Below are 23,366 nucleotides of genomic sequence, written 5' to 3'. Positions count from 1 at the left end.
GTATTCCCCTTTCGTGTAAGTATTTGATTTTCACTTGCTACATCTATACTTTACTCGTATATGAAAGGGGTTTCAGATAACTTTTTGCCGTTGTCTACGGCAACAGCAAATTGCGGAATGCCGTATTGTCGTTCGTCTCAATGAGTTTTCGGACGAGACCCGGGTCTTCTGTAAGAGCTGCAATCTCTTCAAACAAATGACTCGAGAACGTTGCGTCTGAGTCTCGAAATTGAAGAAGAAACACGAGCTGAACCTTCTCTTGTCCCCACTCAATCGGTTCTTTTGAAACGAGTACATCGATTCGGTTCATCGTTGCATGCTCAGGATCTCCATGTGGAATGGCAACGCTTTGTCCAATCGAAGTCGGACCAGTTTGTTCCCTAGCATATACAGTTCCTGCATAGGTCGAATCGATTTTGACTTGATCCATCAATAAACTAAGCGCATGTCCACGTGAAAGTACACTATCAATGAAAACAATATGTTCGATGAGCGAGGCGATCGTGGCATATGAGACACCGCCGATTCCAAACGTCTGCCTTAAATGTGCCACGTCTTGTTCCGTCAATACGGCCGAAACGACGTGTACCGGAACAAGGTCTTGCTTTAAGCTAACGGTCGACAAAATCAAATCAGGAGTGTGAATGGAAACTTGATGCTCAACATCGCGTAATGACGAGAAACCGACAATCTCAACCGTATCGTGGAAATGATTCTTGAGTCGTGCCGCAATCAGCTTGCTCGTACCCACACCGTACGTACAGACGAGTAAGATTCGCTTCTTGTCGACGGGGCGTCGTTCTTCAAGCATCGTTTGGAAATGGAGCGTCAAAAATCCGACTTCAGCCTCGGTCACGTATAAGTCTAGCTCTTCCTCTAAAATCGAAGCGTGACGTAAAACCGCTGCATACGTCGCTGTAAACCGACGTTTGATTTGATCCAAAAGCGGGTTGTCGACATGCGCTTTAATCAGTTGCCGATACACCATCGGTCGAATGTGAGCGAGTAGTGATTGGAATAACTCACGTTGCAAGACACCCCCATAAATCGTGCCAATTACAGCGAGGGCGAATCGATTCGTTGTCCGTGCGAGTTCTGTCATTACCCGATCTTCTGACGGGAGGAATTCTTGGGCGCCAGCGAGTGCCAGCATCATGTAAGCACGTTCGGCAAACGGGATGGATAGTCCAAGTGCTCGCTCGAGGTCTTCCACAAGTTCGCATAACAATGGATAATCGTTCGTCGCTTCTACCATCTCGTAACTAATTGGTGACAGTTCAACGTAGCTACGTCGTCGCATACGTTTTAGTGTGACGAGAAATCGGGTCTGAAGCAATTCCGCCGCCGAATCGGCGTATCGCTTCCCGACGCGATGTTCCCATTGAAGCAGGAAGGTCTCAATGAGTTGCACATCTTGACTATGAGCCCAATTAAATCGAGCGTGAACAAGTTGTTGTGTCAAAAGCTCACGCTTTACAAGTTCTTCGCCTTCTACGTGAAAGGTACGTCGATTGAATGTCAGTCCGTGTTCAGTGAGCAATCGTTCCACTTCATCCATGTCCTGCTTCACCGTCGCTTCACTCACGTAAAACATTCGTTCAGCAGCTTGCATCGAGTTCAATTCATCAAGTAATAGTTGAACGAGTTCATGCTTGATACGAGAGTCACGATCTTCTGCCTCTGGCGTATCGACATGGAGGTTCTCGATTAATCGAACGCCTTTTCCGCGGCTCGTCTCAATCATGACATCCGGCAGTTGTTCGAGGAGTCGTAACTCGGTTCGTACCGTGCGTTCCGAACACTTTAGTGACCAGGCGATATCTTTTGTCGACATCCAGTCCTTATGCTTTAGCAAATCTAACAGTTTACGTTGTCGTTCCGTCATGGTCCATTCCACCTTTGGCAGTTTTCCACCAAAAGCATAGCATAATTTTTTCATAGGTTTTTACGTTTCTTGTACAACAAGGAAAAACTTTGATATCGCTATCGAGGTTCAAGCCCGTCTCAAACGAACAATTTGTTCTGCGCTTCGTTCGATTTCAGCCCGTGCGATATGAGGCAACATCGCTTCGTCGAGTGGGCGGCATGTGCTTTGAATCGAAAAGACGCCAGCGAATTGATTCGCAAAGTCGCCGAGCTCCATTCCAACGCTACCAGCCAATGCGACAACGGGGACATCGAGCTCTTGACCAAGTCTCGCTACACCGACCGGTACTTTGCCTTTGGCGGACTGGTGGTCGATTCGCCCTTCTCCTGTGATAATCAAATCCGCTCCAAGGCTTGCCTCTCTCAGACCAATCGTCTCTGCTACCCAGTCAAATCCGGAGATAATGCGACCGCCAAGCGCGAGCAAGCCTGCCCCAAGACCTCCTGCCGCTCCACTTCCCTGGATGTCAGCGATATCCCCGAGCTTATGTCCAAGTAAGTCAAGTTGACGGTCCAACCGTTGAATCTGTTCGACCATGGCTCCTTTTTGGGCGGCGAAGACGTGTGCCGCTCCTGTCTCTCCGTCGAGTGGGTTCGTGACGTCGGTCGCGATGACCAGTTCTGTCGACTGCAACCTGGAATCGAGTCCCGACAAATCGACGTCATCAAACGTCCATAGAGGGTTCGTATCGTGCGGAATAACGCGCCCATTACTAGTAAAGACAGCTCCGAGCGCTTGGAGCATCCCCGTCCCCCCGTCCGTCGTCCCACTCCCACCGAGGGTGACGACGATTCGCGCGGCCGGCAAAGCGTCTTTGATCTGTTGCCCGAGACCGTAACTGCTCACATATGGGACGAACTCAGGGCCAGGGGTGAATTTAGTGATACCGAGCGTCTCCGCACATTCGATGAGTGCGAAGTCGCCGAACCGAGCGTAGCTCGACTCGAACGGTCGATGCATCAAATCTTCTGCCATGACATGAACTAGCTCATGGGGCAAAAAACTCATTAGTGCCTCGAGCGTCCCTTCGCCCCCATCAGCGATAGGGAAGACGACCGCTTCCGCGCCGGCCCGAATCGCTCCGTTTGCGGCCGCTTCCCCGACCTCCCGTGAAGAAAGCGAGCCTTTGAATGAATCAATCGCACAGATGACCCGCATGTCACACCTCAATCCAGGCAAAACCATATGGTTGGAGCGTGATCGGGTCTGTCGTGTCCTTGAAGACGTTATTTCCGGACAGGTCCAACTCGACCGTCTCCGGACTGACGTTGGCGACCGCGACAATCGTCGACGTCGCACCGGTCCGCTTCACCGCGAAGACACGCGTGTCCAAATCGAGAACGTCTTGATCGGCATAAGGACTGAACGCATCGTATTGACCACGAAGAGAGATCATATGCTTCAGACCACTGAACACGTTGCGACGGCGTGCATCGCTCTCGAGCTCCTCATGGAGCGTGTCCGCGTCGAGTTTCTCACGGTTGATGCGACGATTGATACCGCTCGATTCGACTGCTGCCTCATCGTTTTGCGAGCCGAACAGCGAATGATAATAAATCGCGGGCACACCGACGACGGAGAGAAGGATGCTATGAGCGGACAACATTTTTTGAGTATGGAGCGGTGTGTCTTCCTCGCCAGCATTCGCAAGCGCATCCATGTAGTTGATGTTCAACTCATATACCGTCTGGCTGCCGTCCGGGTTCGATTTATAGGACACACGTCCATGGTTGTGGACGACCTTGTCGACGAGGAGTTGGCGGTCTGTCTCGTCTAAAATCCCTTCGGTCGGGCGCATACCGATGCCATCGTGTGACGCGAGGAAGTTGAAGTATGTCGCCGTCTCCGATACCGGTTTGATTTGTCGCGCCCAGTCAGAGAGCTTCGTCGCATCGTTTGTCGTATAGCTGTAGAGCACGAGTGGCGGAAGTGAGAATTGGTACACTTGGTTCGCTTCGTCGTTCCCGCTCCCAAAGTAACTGATATTCTCTTGGTGTGGCACGTTCGTCTCCGTGATAATCTGTGCGCCCGGTTTGAAGTGGTCGACGAGTTCACGCCACACTTGAATCAAGGCATGCGTCTCCGGCAAATGGATACACGTCGTCCCTGATTCTTTCCACAGGAAACCGATGGCATCGAGGCGGATTGAGGACGCCCCTTTCGCCAAGTAATCGAGGAGCACGTCCGTCAACTCAAGAAACGCCGGGATGTGTGCCACGTTCACATCGACTTGATCTTCACTGAACGTCGTCCACGCTGTTTTCTCGCCGTACGTATGAATCAACGGTGACGTACGGGGTCGCACGACACGGCTCGCATCGAACGACGGGTCTTCCGGGATAAAGAATTCTGCGTAGCGTTCGTCACCGGCGACATAGCCTTTGAACCAGTCACTCGATTTCGACAAGTGGTTGGCGACGAAGTCATACATGAGCCGGAAGTCATGAGAGAATGAGACAATGTCTTGCCACGTCCCGTAGTCCGGGTTGATGGCACGGTAATCCGTGACCGAGAAACCATCATCGGACGTGTAAGGGAACATCGGCAACAGATGCACGTCCGTAATGACACCTTTTGCTTCTCGGTTCAAGAAGCGATGGAGCGTCTGCAGCGGAACCTCACCTTTCCGTTGAATCGCGTCCCCATACGTGATCAAGTAGACGTTCTTCTCCGTGAGCGGCGACGTCTTGTCAAACGAGACCTGTTCAAAGCGGTCGACGAGCGCGCACATCCCTTCCACCGCCTCATCGGCCCGTTCTTTATACACAAAGCGTAAATGTTGTTCGATCACAGTCCAGTTCATGAGGTTTCCTCCTTGATGTGTAGCGTGGTATATCCGTGTGCCTTGATGACGTCTTGCGCGTCCACTTCAATCTCCGCGAGCGAGACATGTTGGATTGTCCCTGCCGTCTCGATGTGGAGCGGGACATCCTCGCTTGACGGGTTGAACAGTCGAACGATCCGTCCGCCGTCCGCACCTTGTTTGATGGCCGATACGAAGTGACTTGTCGTCAAGAGCGAGTAAGTCGCCGGGACATGATCGACCGGCTGCGGAATCTCGAAGCGCTCCAACCGTTCCTCGAACGTGTTGAGCGATTGTTTATGGTAGCTGGCACGATTCGCTTTATACGTTTCGGTCCGTTCTGTCCAGTCAACCGCGTCGAAGCAGTCCGCGACGCCGACTGCGTAGTCGAAACTCATATGTCCAAGCATTTGCGCGTCAGGCGTCTCGACGACTTTATTGTTGATTCCCGAAGCGCGACCAGGGCGCCAAGCGAGATTGTCTTTCCCAAGCAAGCCGACAGAGCGGAACAACGTGAGCGCGAGACCGTCATCGAGATGTTCATACTCTTTTAGCCCTTGGGTGATGACGCCGAGTGCGGCGCCGCCTTCCGCGACCACGTAATTCTCGAGTGGATAAATCGAGACGGGCTTCTCGGCATACTTCTCTTCTTTCCAGACGGTGGCACGCGGGTTTTGCTTTCGCTCAAGCGCCGTGTATGCTTGGTCGGCGAATGTGCGTTCAAGCGCCCATGGAAACAAGACACGGACACGATGGTCTTTGACGTCGTTATCAATCTCGTGGTTCACACGAACGAACGCTTCGCCTTGACGCACCTCAAGTTTCGTCACGATCGTCTGTTGCTTCAACTTGTCCGTTCCCCTTGCCTCTAAATCGATTGGGAGCGACCATGTGTGCTTAACGGTCATCGTTGATACGAGATCGCTCTCGGAGACGTCGATTAGTTCAGCCTGTGCTGTCGTGATCGGTGTCTCACCGACGAGCGGTGAGTAATCATACGAGTCGCCCGTGTCCGCCGTATCTTCGAACGTGAACAGTTCGACATCATGTGTTCCGGCCTTCATCGTGACACGTCCTTCTGCGAACGTGACGGCCAGTTGGTCATTTTCGATCCGTGCCACGTCCGTCGCGCCAAGTGTCGCCTTCGTCTCGTTCACGATTCGGTATGCCGCGTACCCTAGGCTCGGCAATGTGACTTCAGCCGCGAGCACCGTCCGGTAATAGCCTGGCACTTCAACTTCTTTCTCGCCATCTGCCGTGACGACGATTTTCTTGCCACCGCTCACATAACTTTGCTCGCGGATGACGGTGTTGACCGTGTCGCCGTCAAACGTCACGAGCCCGACATCCGATTCGTTCGTAAAGACGACGACGTCTTCAATCAGCGTGCGCTGTTTTGGGACATAGTTGAAGAACAAGACGAGCTCTCCTGTTGGCACGTCGACGGCACGGGCGATCTGTTTCTTCAGCAAATTGATCAGCCCATCGACGATTCGCTCACATTTTTCAATCCTTTTCTTGATGTCATCATTCGTCGCGTCCGAATTGCAACCCCCAATCGAATCATGGGAATGGACGTCGAACAGTTCTTTCCACACTTGATTAATCCACGCCTTCGGATATCGGAATCCGAGAGATTCAGCGATGACACCGAGCGGCTCAAGCTGGTCAATCAGTTTCGTCTCGACCGCATAGTTCCCTTGCTTCAAGTCGACGCGCTGCGAACGGATTGTGTGGTGCATCCGTGACTTTTGTGAGGCAATCAGCTCGCCTTCAATCGTGTTTGGAATCTCTCTCGCAAACGCCGCTTCCATGAACGTCTCGTAGTCAGACAGTTGATACGTCCGCTCTCGGTCCATTTCGTTCAAACGACGAACGGCCTCAGGGAAATGCTCACGCACGAGCACCTGGTCCCCACCCGACGGGAGCAACAGTTCATCCGTCGATCTATTCATTGACTCAAGTGTCTTGAGAATTGGATCGAGTCGTTCTGTCTTATATGCGTCCGTCGCCTCTAAGAACTTACCAGGCCCATAGCCGAAAAAGATGTAGTTCGTCTTGACCCGGGCACCGTCAGGAGATTGCCAATGGAAGTTTAAATCACCCTTGATCTCATCGTGATAAATCCCGCGCTGTAAGACACTATAATCAATTCCGAAGTCTTTAAAAAATGAAGGCAGATACGCATTTTGTCCAAAAATGTCAGGGAGGTACCCGACGTTCATTGAGTGACCCATCGCTTTGGCAATCCGTGTCCCATACAACAAATTTCGGATGATTGACTCGCGATTGACGAGAAGCGTATCGGTCTGTGTATACCACGGGCCGACGAAGAGACGACGCTCGGTGATGAAACGTTTCATGCGGTCTCGCTCTTCCGGACGAATCTTCAAGTACTCCTCGACGATTGAAACTTGTCCATCAAATACGTAGGAAACGTAGGTCGGATCTCCTTCGAGGACGTCCAACAGACGGTCCAAATTTTCGACTAGTAAAACATTCGAATCTTCGATTGTGAAATACCACTCCCGATCCCAATGCGAATGTGGGACGACGTGGACGTTCGGTTTGCCTGTTTTCATAGTATACCCTCCTAGAAATAAGAAAGAGACCAGGTTTCCCCAGTCTCTATTCACTGTTTAAAAGATCTCTTCTCCACGGCGCTCGCGACGTTTAATGAACGCATAGCGAATGAAGATATTGGCGAAAGCGATAAACAATACGCCTGATGCTAGGCCAATGAAGTAAGCCCAGAAGTTCTCAACGAGCGGCCAACCCCAAACTGCTGGGAGTGGGTACCACTGAATCGCACCGAGATAGACGGCCGTACATGCCCCGATGATTGCTCCGATGATGTTGATTGGAATCGTGATGAGCGGGTTACGCAGCATGAACGGGATCGCCCCTTCCGAGATGGCAAGGAAACCGAGCAAGAATGCAGTGTTTCCTGCGACGCGTAAGTTGGCGTCAAATACGCGACGTCCGACAACGAAACGGTCAATGATGGTGGCAAGACCGAGTCCCATCGGTGGGATGACGATGGCTAGGACGCGCGGCGTGAGTGGGAAAATCTCATCCGCTGCCATACCAATCGCAATCGCACCAGCTGCTTTGTTTACTGGACCACCTAGATCAAAAGCAGTCGCTGCCGCGATGATAGCCGAAAGTGTAAGTTCACCAGCACCGGTCATGCTCGTGATAAAGGCCGCCATCGAAGCATTCAACTGACCAAAGATTGGATCGACGACGTATTGGTTCAAAATGAAGACCGCGAGCACGGTAATCCCCGGGATGAGGAACATCGGTTTCATCGCTTGGAAGTTTGGCGATAGTTTAATCTTCTGGTTCAAGAAACGGGCCAAGTAACCGGCAGAGAGACCGAGAACAAGTGCGCCAAGGAATCCACTTGGAATTCCACCTTCAATTCCCCAGAACGTGTAATGGAGCCCGTTGGCAAATAATCCACCAAGAAAACCAGGTACGAGACCAACACGATCAGCAATCGCATAAGCGACAAACATAGCAAAAATCGCGTATAAGAATTTAAAAATCATACCGCCGAATAAATCTAAGAAGTAGAAGAACTGAATCGCACCGCCAGCTGTCCCGTTGTCAGGATTTGCAAGATCCGCGATATCAAGCCCAAGTCCGTACATCCATGTCAGCTTGGCAATCCCAAGCATGAGACCTGCGGCGACGAGGAGTGGAATCATATACGAAATCCCCGTCATAACGGCTTGCGCCATCTCTCCAAAGAACCCTTTGACACCTTTTTTCTTTGGAGCCTCATCGGTGACGTCACTCGCGTCACCGGCTACTTTTTGCGTCGTTGATGTTGCTTCAAGGAGAAGTTCTTTCGCCCGACGGAGCGGATCTGCTACACGAGTCTGTACGTATGGAAGTCCGGCGTATCGCTCTTGGTCTTTCACTTTCGTATCGACTGCGAAGACGACGGCGTCTGCCTCTTGGATGATCTCTTTCATATGACGATCTTCAATGCCGTTCGCCCCTTGCTTCTCGACGAGGACACGAATGCCGAGCTCACGTCCGGCCTGTTCGAGTGCCTCAGCAGCCATGTAAGTATGCGCGATACCAGCCGCGCAAGCCGTGACAGCGAGGACGGTTTTCTCTGCCGCTTCTGGTGAAGACTGGATCGTCTGTTCGAGGCGATCTAAGTTTTGGAGGAACTCCTCGTTTGTCTTCGCCGCATACAACCCTTCGCGATAGGTAGGTTTCATGAGTCGAGTCGATAGTTCGGCGAGCAACGTCAAGTGCGTCGATCCCGCTTCTGCTTCAGGAATAGCAAGCAAGAAAATCAAGTCCACTCTATTCTCAGGGTCAATGGATTCCCAATCTGTGAGTGGTGTCTGAAGTCGAGCAATCGCCACTTTCGCTTCCTTAACGAGTGTGGACTTACCATGCGGGATAGCAAGTCCAGCTTCAAGTCCCGTTGCCGAATGAGCCTCGCGCTCGAGGACGACTTGTTTGAATCCTTCTTTGGAAGAGACGATATTTTGTTCATATAGGGCACCGACGAGTTGGTCGATTGCCTCTTCTTTTGACGCAAACGTTGCGTCGAGAAACAACAGACGGTCATTGGTCATCTGCCGTAGTTCCATGTTAATACCCCCAATACCCATTGTTAGTTGAAGCGCTTTCATCTACACTCTATTTTTATCATGGTAGTACTTTTCGTTTTGTACGGATTGTGTATAATTGTACAAGGAATAAGGAGGGGTTAGATGGGGAAAATCATTGCTACGTTTCATAATGAAATGGAACAGTTAAGTGAATCAGAGAAGCTTGTCTTATATTATTTGGATAACCACATCGATGATATAGATGCCTTGACACTGGTCAAACTGGCTGAGGCAACGCGTGTTTCTACAACGACAGTCATTCGAATGACACATAAACTCGGACTAGAAGGTTTCTCTGATTTAAAATATAAATTGAAACAAATGAACCAATCAAAAACGATTGCTTATTCATCATTTATACAGGAGTATATCCCATTTTTAACCGAAACATTCGATCAAATCGATCCCATTCGTTTAAAACGAATGGGTAACATTATTAAACAAGCCCCTTCTATTTTTATCGTATCTGTAGGTTTAACAAAAACGGTCGGGGAGTATGCTTCTCAACGACTCATTCAAGCAAACAAGCCTGCCATGCATGCTTACGAATCACATTTAATCGACTTGTTGCCAAATTTACTGAAACCGAACGATGTTGTCATCTTCATTTCGATGAGCGGCGAGACACAAACCCTCATCCAATCCGTAAAAAAGCTCCGTTTCACCGGAGCTCAACTATTCGCCTTCACTAACGCGGCTGATAGTACGCTATCTCAACTTGTCCACTTTAACTTGAGTACGGCTTTCCCAACAGAATCACGATCAGGATATGATATCACGCCTCGTTCTCCATTATTTGTCTTAATTGATGTATTAATCGAAGAATATTTGCGAACTTAACGAAAATGGACCTGACAACGCGACTGCGTCATCAGGTCTTTTAGTACATTCCATCCCAAACCATTACACTGTCCGCGAGTGATATAGCTCACCCGATTTAAGTTGAATCGAAGTCGTGCTATCCGAGGACACCTGCAACTCGAGACAAATCGTACTGTGTTTCTAGCGCCCATCAAGGGTCAGTATCTCTAGTTACCTGTGGCCGACCATGACCGGTTGATTCGTAATCGGGTAGTTTTTTACCACTTCCAACGCCCCCGCCAGTTTTTCTCTGGCAATCGTGGTGGGTTCATCGCAATCTGTTTATTTGCTAAGATTTGCTCCGTGAAATGGAGGTGTTGCTCCCACATCTCTTCTCCTAGTTCATTGACGACTTCTTGTTTCGCTGCTCGCCAATTGAAATCGCGATGTTCTACGTTATGAGCGTCTGACGCGATGATTTGACTCAAGCCGTTACTGATGAACGTAAGCGCCAGTTCCCGCACCTGTCTTCCGAATTGTCCCGTCAAACTGCTTGTCGTTACCTGCGACAATGCACCAGACGATACGAGATGATGCAATTTTTCAGGATGAAGCGCGAGTTCGTGATTCCGTTCAGGGTGCGCGATGACCGGAATGTAACCCGCCGTTTGGAGTTGAAAAAACAACGCTTCCGTGTACGCCGGTATGCTTTGACTCGGTAATTCCACGAGTACATAGCGAGATCCGGCGAGTGAATGTGCTTCCCCAGACTCAAGTGCTTCAACCAACTCCCCAAAAATTCGAATTTCTTGTCCGACGTATAAAGTTAATGAAATGCCTTCTTCGTCTAGTCGTTGCTGCAATTGTGCGACTTCTAGCGCCACATTGTGATGTCGTGTTTCAAAGTACGGATGATACGCATGAGGCGTCACGACAATCGATGTCACACCTTCTTCCACCGCGCGTCTCGCCAGTTGAAGTGACGCTTCGATTGTACGTGGGCCATCATCCACCTCAGGCAACAAATGACAATGTACATCGATCATGAGGGTTCACTCTCCAATGTGAGATTGTTTTAGCCAAACGTATTCATACGGGCGAAGCGTTACATTTGTCATCCGCTCTTCTGTGAAAAGACTCATCCCCTCACAGTCGGTTTGCACCGTCTCTTCACTCATATTCGTCAATAAGAGAAGCGTCTCATCCTTGTGCTGTCGTTTGACCGCAAAGATACGACGATCGAGACTCACCACTTCTTGACCTATATAAGGTGAAAATGCCGGGTGGAGTCGTTTGACGTTCAATTGACTCAATATGCCCTCATAGACACGAAGGCGGTTCGGATCGCGCTTTAGCGCTTGAAGCAACTCGTCTTGCTCGATTGGTTGTGCCGCTCCAAACAGTGTTCGGTAGTCAATCAACGGAATGCCCTGAAGCGAGAACAGCACACTGTGTGCAGCAAGAATCGCATCAGGTGTAGCATCCATTAAATTCTTCTCAAACGGGTCGCGTTCCGCTGAAGATAGGAAATTAAAATACGTTTTATCCGATGACAGCGGATGACCCTGTCTCACCCAGTCTGCCAACCTTGTCACATCCGACTGCGCAAACGCTAAGATTACATGACTAGATAAATCAAAATGACAGACGACATCCGCCTCTTGCTCGTACACGAGAGAAGAATCGACTCGCTCATTGGCGACGACGAGTTGTGCATTCGGCTTATACGCATGCATGACCATTCTCCACAGCTTGAGGACTAGTTTAATTCGTTCCGGTTCGATTCCACGAAACGATTCCACATGAACCCTGATTTTCGTCGCTCCGTACGCTAAACGTTCAATGAGTGCATCCGTTTCGATGATCAGGTCAAATTGATGTTCGCTATACGCTTCAGGTACCATCTCGTACATGAGATCAAACTCATCCGTGAAACGCCCCAAATCTTCAAACAGTTGCACGCGCGAGTCGATGGCTGTATCATTTTGTCTCGTTTTGTATGGAAACAGTGAGACGAGATAGAGGTCACTCACTGTCGTTCGGACGTGATCCGCCAACAATTGATGGAGCGCCTCTAAATTGGCTCTTCCGTCCGTAAGGATAAAGCCTGCATCCACTAACAAGATATTTGTTTTTTCAGAAGGGTGCTCATGATCGTGCCAGTGATGATTCGACCACTTCTCGAACAATCGGTTCCAGTCTTGTCGTGCGGTGTCCCCGAGTTCATGGAGCACTTCTTCAATCGCTTCCCATTTCATGATTCATCCCTCCTTGGCATCTCTTTATTTCTCCCACTTTCTGTTCGGTTTGAAACAAAAAAACTGCCTGACCTTAGTCAGACAGCTCACTCCATCAATCGCTTCAATTCTTCCTGTAGGCCACTCAACGAGGTCTCGTCCGGATTCCAATAATAGATTCCATCCCCTTCTAAACCTCCTGTACCTTCTAGTCGTAAGACGCTCGCATTACGAAATGCGTTCATATAGTCTGTCGACAATGAGACGAATTCATTGAGTTCGATATTCGTCTTCGCTTGATTTCCGACGACATCGAGTAACGCAGTGACCTTGTCGAGAGAGAAGTCCGTCCGCCCCTGTTCGACGATGGCGGCGACGACGTCTCGCTGACGTTCTTGTCGTCCAAAGTCACCATTCGGATCATCATAGCGCATTCGGGTGTAAGCGAGCGCTGCTTCTCCATCTAACTTCACTTCACCGACAGGAAACGTAAATCCGTCTGTCGCAAAGGCGAATTTGTTCATGACCGTGATCCCGCCGAGCGCATCGACCACATCACTGAACGCTTCCATATCTGTTTCGATGACATAATCAATCGGGATATCGAGGAAGTTCTCGACCGTGTTCATGGCCATTTCGGCCCCACCAAATGCATAAGCATGATTGATTTTGTCACGTGTCCCCTTTCCGACAATCTCCGTCTTTGTGTCCCGCGGAATCGACAGCATCGCTCCTTCATCGAGTTCAGGGTTGAGCGTCAGGACGATGATTGAGTCACTCCGTCCTTGTTCGCTCCCCCGACGGTCAATTCCTAACAATAAAATCGAAACCGCTTCTTTTCGTTCGATTGTCTCCACTTGTTTACGTTCTTTGCTAATCTTTAAATTGTCATTCACTTGCGCAACCGTGTCATCGACTTCCTGTACCATCGACCAGACAAATGCTCCACCTGTAATGAGCAACAAGGCCATGACGCCTGCTACAACCCTTAGTACGATTTTCCACTTTGATGGTTTACGTTGTTTCGCCACGTGGCCACACCTTCTTCCGTGAAATAGTACTATTTTATTCCCGGCGGTCGGGTTGTTTTAAAGTATGTTCACAAAAAATGATAGTCATATCCCCTCATTTGTCACGGAAAGTGCGTCCTCTCCGGTTGACGTGTCATATGGTTCGACCAAGCAGCATTGATTTCCGCACCAATCAGCATCGTCGCAGCCGTCAAATAGAGCCAAATTTGCAGCAAGATGACCGCACCAATCGTGCCGTATGTGTCACCGAGGATTGAGAAACGTTCGACATAGATACTGTATCCGGTTGATAACAATTGCCACGAGATGACCGCAAACACGGCTCCCGGAATCGTTTCCATGAACCGCACACGCTGTTGTGGTGCGATTTTATAGAAAAGTGAGAATGCAATAATCAGGATGAGCGTTGAGACCGTATAGCGTGTCACCGTCGACAACCGGTCAAACTCTTCGACTTCAGGATAAAGAGCATAAATAAGTTGAACAAACTCCTGACCAAATAGATGAAAGACAATCAAGATGACGGCACCTATACTGCCTGCTAAAATCACGAGTAACCCAATCAACCGACGGAAAATGTAACCCCGCGCCTCCGTTTCTCCATAAGCGAATACGGTCAGTTTGACGAGTCGCGCCGTCCCGTTCGAAGCAGACCAAAACGCGATAATCGCACTGACTGACAACAAGCCTCCGTTTAAATTCCCACTGACATCATAGACGACCGACAACAGCTCACGGACACTCGAACCTGGAATGAGCGTCTCAATCTGTTCGATGAGAAGTGCATCATCAATTTGAAACCATGCCATCACGGCAAAGAGGACAAAGAACGTCGGGAAGATGGCTAAAAACCAGAAGAAGGCCAGTGTCGCGCTATAGTCATTTATGTGATGATCTTTGAAGCGGTGCCTGACGTCCACCGCCAAACGAAACAAATTCTCTCCCATAGCTGCCCGCCTTTCAATAAAGTATTCATCTATATCATTCTACACCTCAATCAACCTGTCCTTTTGAGCAAGCTGTATTTCGGGTATGCCCTATAGAAGAGTAAATTTTAAAAATGGGGTGGAAGAATGGAAATCGGCATGATTGGACTTGGTAAAATGGGACTGAACCTGGCTCTGAATTTAACGGACAATGGACATCACGTCCATGGCTATGACCCGGGAAATGTGTCAACGAGTCAATTTGAAACAAAATCATCGCTAGAAGAAGTCGTTTCGGCGCTTCAGGCACCACGTGTCATCTGGGTGATGGTACCAGCTGGCGAAGTGACCGAGCATGTACTCAACGACTTGTATGACGCCCTCTCACCTGGTGATATCGTCATCGACGGAGGGAACTCGAACTATAAAGAGTCGATGCGGCGCGCTGACCATTTCAAAGAAAAACTCATATATTTCTTTGACGTCGGGACGAGTGGTGGCATGGAAGGAGCCCGTCACGGAGCGTGTACGATGATCGGGGGCGATATGGAGGCGTTCGGAAAAATCGAGCAACTCTTTCAAGACGTCTCGACCGACCAGGGATATCTTTACGCGGGGCCAAGCGGAAGTGGTCACTTCTTGAAGATGGTGCATAACGGGATTGAGTACGGGATGATGCAGGCGATTGCCGAAGGGTTCGAAGTGCTCGAAAAAAGCCCGTTCGACTATGAGTATGAGGATGTCGCACGCGTATGGAATCATGGATCGGTCATCCGTTCTTGGTTGATGGAGCTGACCGAAAGCGCATTTTCGAAAGATGCGAAGCTCGATGATATTCGAGGAGTCATGCATGCGTCAGGAGAAGGGAAATGGACAGTCGAAACGGCACTCGAGTATGACGTGCCGACACCGGTCATCGCCCTCTCTCTCATGATGCGACAACGTTCGCTACAAGACGACACGTTCTCAGGGAAAGTCGTCGCCGCGCTCAGGAATGAGTTCGGTGGGCATGCAGTGGAGAAAAAAGAGTAAAAATTAGGCCTCGGCGTGTGCCGAGGCCATACTTCATTCCATCGTATTTCCCTCTGGCGGAATCGGATTCGCTTTCAACATTCTCGCGAAGTGCACGAGATTATACGCCATCGTCTCCCCATGTGACTTCGTGAACTCGTTGTCGCGCCCGGCATCGATATATGAGTCACCTGGTCCTGCTTCCCCGACCCAATACGTGTCGACGTTCGGTGGCACGGTGAAGCCGATATGCGACAAAGCATAAAGAATGCCGGCACACGCATGTTTCGCCCCGTCTTCATTCCCCGTGACGACGACCCCACCGACTTTGTTGTAGTAGATCGCCTGTCCTAACTCGTTCGTCAGCCCGCTACCACCGTATAACCGTTCAATCACTTGTGTCGCAACGCTGCTCTTCTCACCGAGCCAAAGTGGTGTGCCGATGACGACGATGTCTGACTCTTTCACCTTCTCAAAAATCCGTGGCCATTCATCCCCGTTTCCTTCGTCCTCCGTCACCCCAAAAGAAACATTATAGTCGACGATGCGAACGATTTCCGATTCGACCCCGAGTAAATCGAAGTGTGGCAAGATATCACGAATCAACCCTTCCGTATGCGACGTCGTGTCGCCACCTTTTAACGTACAGTTCAAGAATAGAGCTTTCATCTAATCCCTCCCAACATGAAATGGTTTCAATTACGTTTTCCCCACTCTTCATACTTCCTAAAGCCAAATTACGTAATTTATAACATAGTCTCAATCATATCTAATACTGATTTTAACCGACCGTCCGACTCTTCATAAATCACATGTTCCTGAGCCAATTCCGTCGGTGAACGGACCCCTGCCGCAGCCGTCATATTGTATAGTCCTTCCCGAAGTGAAATGATATAGTTCGTCACCCGAAAGCTCTTCTCTTCGACAACGAGAGCACGCTGCAGTTTCGCATCGGTCGTTGCGACACCGACCGGGCAGCGGTTCGTGTGGCAAACCTGTGCCTGGATGCACCCGACATTGAACATAAGTCCGCGAGCGATATTGACGAGGTCTGCGCCGAGCGCGAGTGCGATGGCTATCTTATCCGCCGTGATGAGTTTCCCAGAGGCGAACAGTTTGACTCGGTCTCGCAAACCGTGCTCGATGAGAAGGTGATGCACGTAAGGGAGCGCCGCCTTCAGCGGTAAACCGACTGTATCCGCAAGCTCTTGATACGTCGCACCCGTACCCCCTTCACTCCCGTCGATGGTGATGAAATCAGGTACAATTTGAGATCTCGCCATCTCTCGGACGAGCGAGTCAATGTCTTGCAACTTCCCAACTACAAGTTTGATGCCGACCGGCTTCCCACCGATTTCACGTAACCTCTCAACAAACGCCAACAATTCCGCATGGGTGTGAAATTCAGAGAAGCGGTTCGGGCTGTCAATGGTTTCCCCGACGCGCACATGACGGATGCGGGCGATCTCCTCGGTCACTTTCGAGCCATCGATATGTCCCCCACGCGTCTTCGCCCCTTGCGCGAGTTTCAGTTCGAACGCTTTCACTTGCGGAAGATTACTCTTTTGTTTGAACGCCTCGACTGAAAACCTACCGTCTTCATCCCTTACACCGAAGAGCGCCGGTCCAATCTGACAGATGATATCGACGTTACCTTTTAAATGATAATCGGACAATCCGCCCTCCCCCGTGTTCATCCATGTACCACCCGCACGACCAAGCCCAATCGAGAGGGCTGTGATTGCCTTGTCGCCGAGCGAACCGAAGCTCATGGCCGACTGACCGACGAGACCTCGGACATAAAACGGCTCCCGACACGTCTCTTTCCCGATGATGATGATATCTTCTTCTGTTAATAAGTACGGGGAGATGTCTCGTTCGACGAGATGCTCTTTTCGGGTAAAGAGATTGTCTTCATCGAGTTCATACACCCACGTCGATACCTTGGTTGAATTGTCGATGCGTAGCTCGTTCCGGTTCGTCGGGTAGAGGGCATTCGGAAGATAAAATCCGCCTGCCTCAAAGTCTCGCTCCGAACCGAATCCGATGATGCGCGACTTATATTTCCCGGCAATGACGGCCGCCTCGTACTCGTTCCGCGAGAACGGCTTCGCCTCATTGTCGTTCAAGAACAAGTATTGCCGAAGTTCAGGTCCCATCTTCTCAAATATATAGCGCAACTTTCCGAGAATCGGGAAGTTCCGGAGGACGGAGTGTTCGCGTTGGTTCCGGTCACGCCGCCACAGATAAAAAATCAAGAGCGGTGGCGTGATCATGATGAGCAACATGAGCATCAGTAAAATGGTTAACATCGATGTGGTGAGTGACACGGAATTCCCTCCTCTATGGCTCGACGAAAAACACCCTGTTTCCAACAAAACAGGGTGTCATCAGTCGTTCGGGATCGTGACCCCGTCAAATTGTTCATTGCGGCATAGCGTGATTGCTTGCATCGCCAACTTATAGTCTTCTTCCGGCAAGGCAATCAACTCGGTCGGAAGGACCCATTCTTTTGAGTTATACAGATGGATGACGAGCTTGGTGAGCACAAATTCTCGTTTATCAAACGTATTGTCATCGATGATGGTCGAGGTCCGAATCTTCCCTGCCTCTAAATCCATATAAGGAAGCAACCGTTCACGAACATGGGTGTTTCCCGCAATCACATACAACGCGGCGAAATATTCTCGACCGGTACTGCCCGGATCCGTGAGCCGTTGTGCCAACCGTTTGAACTCGTTGTAGTGGTCGGAAGATAAAAAATCAATATGGTTCATCGGTCCACCTTCTCTCTCTAAGCCTCGCTTTGCTCTCAGGGTTTATAATTTCCACCTTTTTGTAGAAACTAACCCTATTTCGCTCAGATTCGGCGCATCGAAATCGCCTCACGCATCTGTTGAAGCGACGTCCGGGCCGCCTCGCCTCGACGCATCATGACAGCCGTGAACAACGCATCGATCAGACTGAGTTCGGCGATGCGGGAAGCGAGCGCCTCTGAACGGAACGCCGTTTCTTGGGACACGGTGTAGAGCGACACGTCCGCGATTTTTGAGAGAGGCGACTTCGCATAGTTCGTGATGGCGATCATCGGCACACCCTTCTCTTTTAAGAGTTTGGCGATATCAAGTGTCTCTTTCGAGGCACCGGAATGCGAGATGACGACGGCTAGGTCTGCTGTCGTCAATTGTGAGGCCGACATCAGCTGCATATGCGACTCGAGGATTGCGCTCACTTGAAGCCCGCTCCGGACAAACTTATGATACGCGTCTAGGGCGACGACGGCCGACCCGCCGCTCCCGAAGAATTCGATGCGGCGTGCTTTGAGGAACTGCTCGACCGTCTTCTCAAGAGAAGCACCCTCTAAAATCTGACGCGTCGACTCGATCGTCTTTCCGTTCGTCGAAAAAATTTTCTCTGCGATTTCGAGTACGGTATCCGTCTCGGTAATATCTTCATGAATATCTTGGAGCGGTGCGACGACATCTGAGGCGAGTGCGATTTTTAGCGCCTGATAGCCTTTGAATCCGACACGCTGACAAAAACGAAACACAGTCGACTCTGCCACATCGAGGTCATCTGCCACCTGATTGATCGTATGATGAATGATTTTTTCTGGTTGCTTCAAAATATAGTCGGCAATACGTTGTTCTTTCTTGCTCAGTGTCGAATAGGCACCACGGATGCGGGCCGTCCCGTTCATCGTTTCCATCAAGCATCACCCTTTCTCTTCTTCATCTAACGATACCGTTTCGAAAATAATTCCGCAATGTGTGATTCATGCAAATGATTGACCCACCTTACAAAAGTAGGCAAGAAGCGTGATTCCCGAGTGTGCTACTCTAATAAAGCACTTTTTCATTCATTCTTTGTACCATTTGAAATTGAAAGGACTGTTTCTCATCGAACATCACTTGAGTAGCTCATATAACTTCCCACTCGTCATTCTTTCCATCGCTGTCGCCATCTTCGCTGCCGGTGTCGCTCTCGATATTAGCAGTCGTTTGAAATATGCGAAGCACGCCTCGCGACTCAGGTGGGTCGTCGCTGGTGCCTTCAGCCTCGGTCTCGGCATTTGGGCCATGCACTTCATCGGTATGCTGGCGTTTCACTTGCACGATGATGTGACGTACCATCTCGGCATCGTACTATTATCCATCGTGCCGGCCGTCGTCGCTTCCGGACTTGCCTTTTGGATGATCAGCCATCCGGAGACACGACCCATCCAGCTCGTCTTCGGTGCCTTCTTGATTAGCGTCGGCATCGTCTCCATGCATTACATCGGGATGGAAGCGATGCAAATGAACGCCATCCTCACATACGACCCCATCATGTGGATTGCATCTGCCATCGTCGCCTTCGTTGCGTCGCTCGTCGGACTATATATTCTCTTTTATATCCCAAACGTCTCGCGATTCCATTGGCGCCGTCTAGCCAGTTCGGTCTTGATTGGGGTTGCCGTTTCTAGTATGCATTATGTCGGGATGGGCGCAGCCCGTTTCACCCCGATGGAAGGTGCGGCCAAACCGGTCAGCGACTATGCCGTCGACAGCACCCTACTCGCCTATGTCATTGCGGCGAGCGTCATGACACTATTCATCTTGATGTACATCTCGCTCCGGACGGCATCACAACTCGAGGCACAGTCGGAAGAACTAGAATTAAAATTCGAATCCATCATCGAATCTGCCTCGGATGCCATCATCGTCGCCGATCACAATCGCACCATCCTTCAGTGGAACCAAGGGGCGACCGACTTGTTCGGTTATACAACAGACGAGATGCTCGGACAATCGATTGTCGCCATCATTCCAGAACGTTTCCGCGAGGCTCATGAGCGCGGGATGAAGCGTTATGAAGCGACGGATGAAAAACGCGTCATCGGTCAGACGGTCGAACTCATCGGATTACGAAAAGACGGTGTCGAAGTGCCAATCGAGATGTCGCTCGGAACGTGGAAGACGGACAAGGGCATCTTCTTCAGTAGCATTATCCGTGACATCAGTGAACGGAAACGAATCGAGGCGCAAATCAACGACCTCGTCTATTTGGACCCGCTCACCGGTCTCCCGAACCGTCGTCTATTCAGCGACCGACTCGACGCCCTTCTCGGCCAGTCTCAATCTGAACAGTTTGCCTTGTACTATATCGACTTGGACAACTTCAAGGTCATCAACGACCGGTTCGGCCACTCGACCGGCGACCAGTTCTTGAAACAAGTGACGACCCGCATCCAATCGACGATTCAAAAGTCGGACACGCTCGCCCGTCTCGGCGGAGATGAGTTTATCATCTTGTCGCCGCATACGAAAAGTAACCTCGCGGCCCATCGTGCGCAAGAACTGATCAATGTCCTGAATCCTCCGTTCGAGCTCGAAAACGAGGAAGTGTTCACCGGTGCCTCGATCGGGATCAGTCTCCATCCGTCCGACGGGGATACGGCAGAGGATTTAATCAAAAACGCTGACATCGCTATGTACCGGGCGAAGGCCGACGGCAAGAACGGCTATCGGTTCTTCACGAACGAACTGAACGAGTCGGTTTCCCGTCGTTCGAACTTGTCGATGGCACTCCGGAAAGGGATTGGACGTGGCGAGTTCACCGTCCACTATCAACCGCAGATCCAACTGGAGACGGAAACGTTAATTGGCATGGAAGCGCTCGTCCGTTGGCAACATCCAGAACTCGGGATGATTTCGCCTGGCGAGTTCATTCCGATTGCTGAGGAAACAGGGAGCATCCATCGTCTCGGCGAGTTCGTCTTGAATGAGGCGTGTCGCCAAAACAAGGCGTGGCAAGATGCCGGCATTCCCCCGTTTCGGGTCGCCGTCAACATCTCGGCCATTCAGTTCGCTCAAAAAGACTTGCCGGAAGTCGTCAGCCGCGCACTCGACTCATCAGGTCTCGACGCGCAGTATTTAGAACTCGAGTTGACCGAGAGCGTCATCCAAAGTGCAGACCGCGCCATCGAGACGATGCATGAGCTCGTCGCCCTCGGCGTCCACCTCTCCATCGACGACTTCGGGACCGGTTATTCATCACTCAGTTACTTGAAGCTGTTCCCGATTGATACGCTGAAGATCGACCAGCACTTCACAAAAAATATCGAGAGCGACGAAAAGGACGCGGCTCTCGTCAAAACAATTATCCGCATGGCGCACGAGCTCGATTTGAACGTCATCGCGGAAGGCGTCGAGACGGAGAATCAAGTCGCTTTCCTAAAAGCCGAATCGTGCAATCAGGCACAAGGGTATTATTACAATCGTCCTTTGCCGGCGGAAGACATCGAAGTCTTCTTCGAGCAATATAAAAAAGCATTATCGAGTTGATTCATTCGACCTCCATGACGGGGGTCGATTTTTTACTAGGATTTTGACGATCGCTGAGTCACACCGAGCAATGCGCACAGGTTACCCGACACCTCTCGATGATTGGAAAATTGTTGCCTGAAAATGACGAGCTATTTGAGGGATCTTTCGCCCATAGCTTTAAATCGATGAAGACGACACAATAAAAATGACCTCCGATGATTATATCGGAGGTCATTTTACAAACATACGTTCGTTTTATAGTACAACGCAAACAAGCGCCTATATATTCGCTTTTTCTATTTTTAGTCTAGCAAATCCCGCAACATAAGTCTATTCTTTCTCTCCACGACCTCTTACATTAAAGAGAGACTCTTGAAAGGAGCATATCTATGGAATTATACCGTTGGGACCTCAATCTGAAAGTCCGCTTATTCGGCGAAGGCTTATTCAACCTCTTGTTTTGGATGTACTTTCCATTCATCACCGTCTATTTCGCCCGGACGCTCGGTGTTGAGCTAGCCGGACTACTCATGGCCGTGCCACCGTTGTTCCTGCTAGTCGGCAGCTTGATTGGCGGTTCGCTTGCAGATGAGATTGGTCGCCGCCCCGTCATGCTCGCCGGGACGTTCTCACAAGGTTTCCTATTCCTCGTTTTCGCTTTATCAACGAACGCCTATGTCGATTACATCACCTACATCAGCATCGGTTTTATGGGTGCCATCTACAAACCGGCCAGCTCGGCGATGGTCGCCGACCTCGTTCCGACTGAACATTTACGGAATGTATTCGCGACGTTTATGGCTTCGAACAATATCGGTGCTGTTCTCGGTCCGCTTCTTGGTGCGGTCCTCTTTTTCGAGTATCGTCAGGCGCTCCTCCTCGGCTGCGCCCTTGTTCTTTTTGGTTACGGGGGTTTGCTCGCGGTTCTAACCAGTGAGACACGACCGGTCTCGACCGAGAAGACGGTCGCAACGACATTTTTCACCCAATGGCGGTCGTATGCGACGATTTTGATTGACCCGCTTTTTCGCCTCTATCTGATTGCTGGCGTATTCGCCTTAATCCCAATCATGCAGCTAGACGTGTATTTACCTGTCTATTTGATTGAACAAACTCCGGCCACGTTCAACGTCTCGAATACAGTCTTATTCGGCTGGCTCGTTGCATATAACGGCCTCTTGTTCGTCGTCTTCATCATTCCTGTCACACGTGTGTTTCGGGCATGGGACGAACGGCGTGTTTTACTATTGTCGACTTTCCTAGGAGGTTTCGGGACGTTTCTCGTCGCCTTCTCATCAAATATCTGGTACTTGCTCATCGTCACGACCATGTTCACGTTCGGGGAGCTGATTCGTTCTCCCGTCAGTCAGAGTTTCGTTAGTCACTATGCACCAATCGAGTCACGTGGACAATACCTCGCGACCGATACGCTCCAAAACACAATCGGCAAGTTCCTCGCACCGGTGACGGTATTTGCATCAGGATTTCTCTCCCCGCTCGCTGTGTTCACACTCATCTTGCTGTCGGCACTCATCGGTATGGGGCTGTATGCGAAGCTATTTGACAGGCTGAACCAAATGAAAGTTTCGTCTTAAGGTTACCGCAATCACTTTGTTACTAATCAATGCTTGTATCGCATTTCGGGAATTTTATTCACTCTCAAAGATTGATCGTTCGTTCTT

At 50.2% G+C, this 23,366-nt stretch carries 17 protein-coding genes; 4 read left to right on the top strand and 13 right to left on the bottom strand.

Annotation, left to right across the window (positions count from 1 at the left end; genetic code table 11):
* Positions 1-94: 94 nt before the first annotated feature.
* From P400_RS0105210 to P400_RS0105190, 5 genes are all read right to left on the bottom strand, one after another.
* The gene (locus tag P400_RS0105210; protein ID WP_026825187.1) at positions 95-1,885 is read right to left on the bottom strand and encodes a BglG family transcription antiterminator; all 1,791 of its coding nucleotides are present in this window, start codon (positions 1,883-1,885) and stop codon (positions 95-97) included.
* Positions 1,886-1,993: 108 nt separating this feature from the next.
* Entirely contained in the window at positions 1,994-3,085 is a 1,092-nt protein-coding gene (locus P400_RS0105205) for a glycerate kinase (protein ID WP_026825186.1), read from the bottom strand.
* Between the two features lies 1 nt (position 3,086).
* Positions 3,087-4,730 (bottom strand): alpha-amylase family glycosyl hydrolase, encoded by a 1,644-nt coding sequence (locus tag P400_RS0105200; protein ID WP_026825185.1) that lies wholly within the window; start codon positions 4,728-4,730, stop codon positions 3,087-3,089.
* The gene (locus P400_RS0105195) at positions 4,727-7,312 is read right to left on the bottom strand and encodes a glycoside hydrolase family 38 N-terminal domain-containing protein (protein ID WP_026825184.1); all 2,586 of its coding nucleotides are present in this window, start codon (positions 7,310-7,312) and stop codon (positions 4,727-4,729) included. Before P400_RS0105195 ends, P400_RS0105200 begins: the two co-directional genes overlap by 4 nt.
* Positions 7,313-7,369: 57 nt before the next feature.
* Positions 7,370-9,349, bottom strand: a complete 1,980-nt coding sequence (locus tag P400_RS0105190) for a fructose-specific PTS transporter subunit EIIC (protein ID WP_026825183.1) — start codon at positions 9,347-9,349, stop codon at positions 7,370-7,372.
* 123 nt (positions 9,350-9,472) lie between these two features.
* Here P400_RS0105190 and P400_RS0105185 point away from each other — a divergent pair, with 123 nt between their 5' ends.
* The gene (locus tag P400_RS0105185) at positions 9,473-10,210 is read left to right on the top strand and encodes a MurR/RpiR family transcriptional regulator (protein WP_026825182.1); all 738 of its coding nucleotides are present in this window, start codon (positions 9,473-9,475) and stop codon (positions 10,208-10,210) included.
* Between the two features lie 239 nt (positions 10,211-10,449).
* On the opposite strand, the gene P400_RS0105180 is transcribed toward P400_RS0105185, so the two are convergent.
* The 4 genes from P400_RS0105180 to P400_RS0105165 all read right to left on the bottom strand — a co-directional run bounded on the left by P400_RS0105180 (position 10,450) and on the right by P400_RS0105165 (position 14,386).
* Positions 10,450-11,217, bottom strand: coding sequence for a tyrosine-protein phosphatase (locus P400_RS0105180; protein WP_026825181.1), 768 nt, complete (start codon positions 11,215-11,217; stop codon positions 10,450-10,452).
* 6 nt (positions 11,218-11,223) lie between these two features.
* Positions 11,224-12,429: an alpha-amylase family glycosyl hydrolase gene (locus P400_RS0105175; RefSeq protein ID WP_026825180.1), complete on the bottom strand. Its 1,206-nt coding sequence runs from the start codon at positions 12,427-12,429 to the stop codon at positions 11,224-11,226.
* 86 nt (positions 12,430-12,515) lie between these two features.
* On the bottom strand, positions 12,516-13,439 hold the full coding sequence (locus tag P400_RS0105170) for an LCP family glycopolymer transferase (RefSeq protein WP_026825179.1): 924 nt from the start codon (positions 13,437-13,439) through the stop codon (positions 12,516-12,518).
* A gap of 101 nt (positions 13,440-13,540) precedes the next feature.
* Positions 13,541-14,386 carry a YihY/virulence factor BrkB family protein gene (locus P400_RS0105165; RefSeq protein WP_026825178.1) on the bottom strand — a complete coding sequence of 282 codons (846 nt, stop codon included), beginning with the start codon at positions 14,384-14,386 and terminating at the stop codon, positions 13,541-13,543.
* Between the two features lie 126 nt (positions 14,387-14,512).
* Between P400_RS0105165 and gnd the strand changes: the two genes are divergently transcribed.
* Positions 14,513-15,397, top strand: coding sequence for a phosphogluconate dehydrogenase (NAD(+)-dependent, decarboxylating) (gnd, locus tag P400_RS0105160; RefSeq protein WP_026825177.1), 885 nt, complete (start codon positions 14,513-14,515; stop codon positions 15,395-15,397).
* 33 nt (positions 15,398-15,430) lie between these two features.
* Here the strand turns inward: gnd and P400_RS0105155 are convergent, their stop codons facing one another.
* The 4 genes from P400_RS0105155 to P400_RS0105140 form a co-directional block, all read right to left on the bottom strand.
* Positions 15,431-16,045 (bottom strand): flavodoxin family protein, encoded by a 615-nt coding sequence (locus tag P400_RS0105155; protein ID WP_026825176.1) that lies wholly within the window; start codon positions 16,043-16,045, stop codon positions 15,431-15,433.
* Between the two features lie 77 nt (positions 16,046-16,122).
* A complete protein-coding gene (locus P400_RS0105150; protein WP_034771345.1) occupies positions 16,123-17,688 on the bottom strand; it encodes an FMN-binding glutamate synthase family protein in 1,566 nt (521 codons plus the stop codon).
* Between the two features lie 78 nt (positions 17,689-17,766).
* Positions 17,767-18,153 carry a hypothetical protein gene (locus P400_RS0105145; protein WP_012727263.1) on the bottom strand — a complete coding sequence of 129 codons (387 nt, stop codon included), beginning with the start codon at positions 18,151-18,153 and terminating at the stop codon, positions 17,767-17,769.
* Between the two features lie 83 nt (positions 18,154-18,236).
* Complete coding sequence (locus P400_RS0105140; RefSeq protein ID WP_026825174.1) at positions 18,237-19,085, bottom strand: MurR/RpiR family transcriptional regulator; 849 nt, start codon at positions 19,083-19,085, stop codon at positions 18,237-18,239.
* A gap of 109 nt (positions 19,086-19,194) precedes the next feature.
* Here P400_RS0105140 and P400_RS0105135 point away from each other — a divergent pair, with 109 nt between their 5' ends.
* Both P400_RS0105135 and P400_RS0105130 read left to right on the top strand, forming a co-directional pair.
* The gene (locus P400_RS0105135) at positions 19,195-21,702 is read left to right on the top strand and encodes a bifunctional diguanylate cyclase/phosphodiesterase (protein WP_268745952.1); all 2,508 of its coding nucleotides are present in this window, start codon (positions 19,195-19,197) and stop codon (positions 21,700-21,702) included.
* A 371-nt stretch (positions 21,703-22,073) separates the two neighbouring features.
* Positions 22,074-23,279 carry an MFS transporter gene (locus tag P400_RS0105130; RefSeq protein ID WP_026825172.1) on the top strand — a complete coding sequence of 402 codons (1,206 nt, stop codon included), beginning with the start codon at positions 22,074-22,076 and terminating at the stop codon, positions 23,277-23,279.
* The last annotated feature ends 87 nt before the right edge of the window (positions 23,280-23,366 follow it).

It is taken from the genome of Exiguobacterium marinum DSM 16307, from assembly GCF_000620845.1.
In the GTDB taxonomy this organism is placed as follows: domain Bacteria; phylum Bacillota; class Bacilli; order Exiguobacteriales; family Exiguobacteriaceae; genus Exiguobacterium; species Exiguobacterium marinum.
The sequence above is the reverse complement of the archived record's forward strand: the minus strand, read 5'-3'. Positions and strand labels throughout refer to the sequence as shown.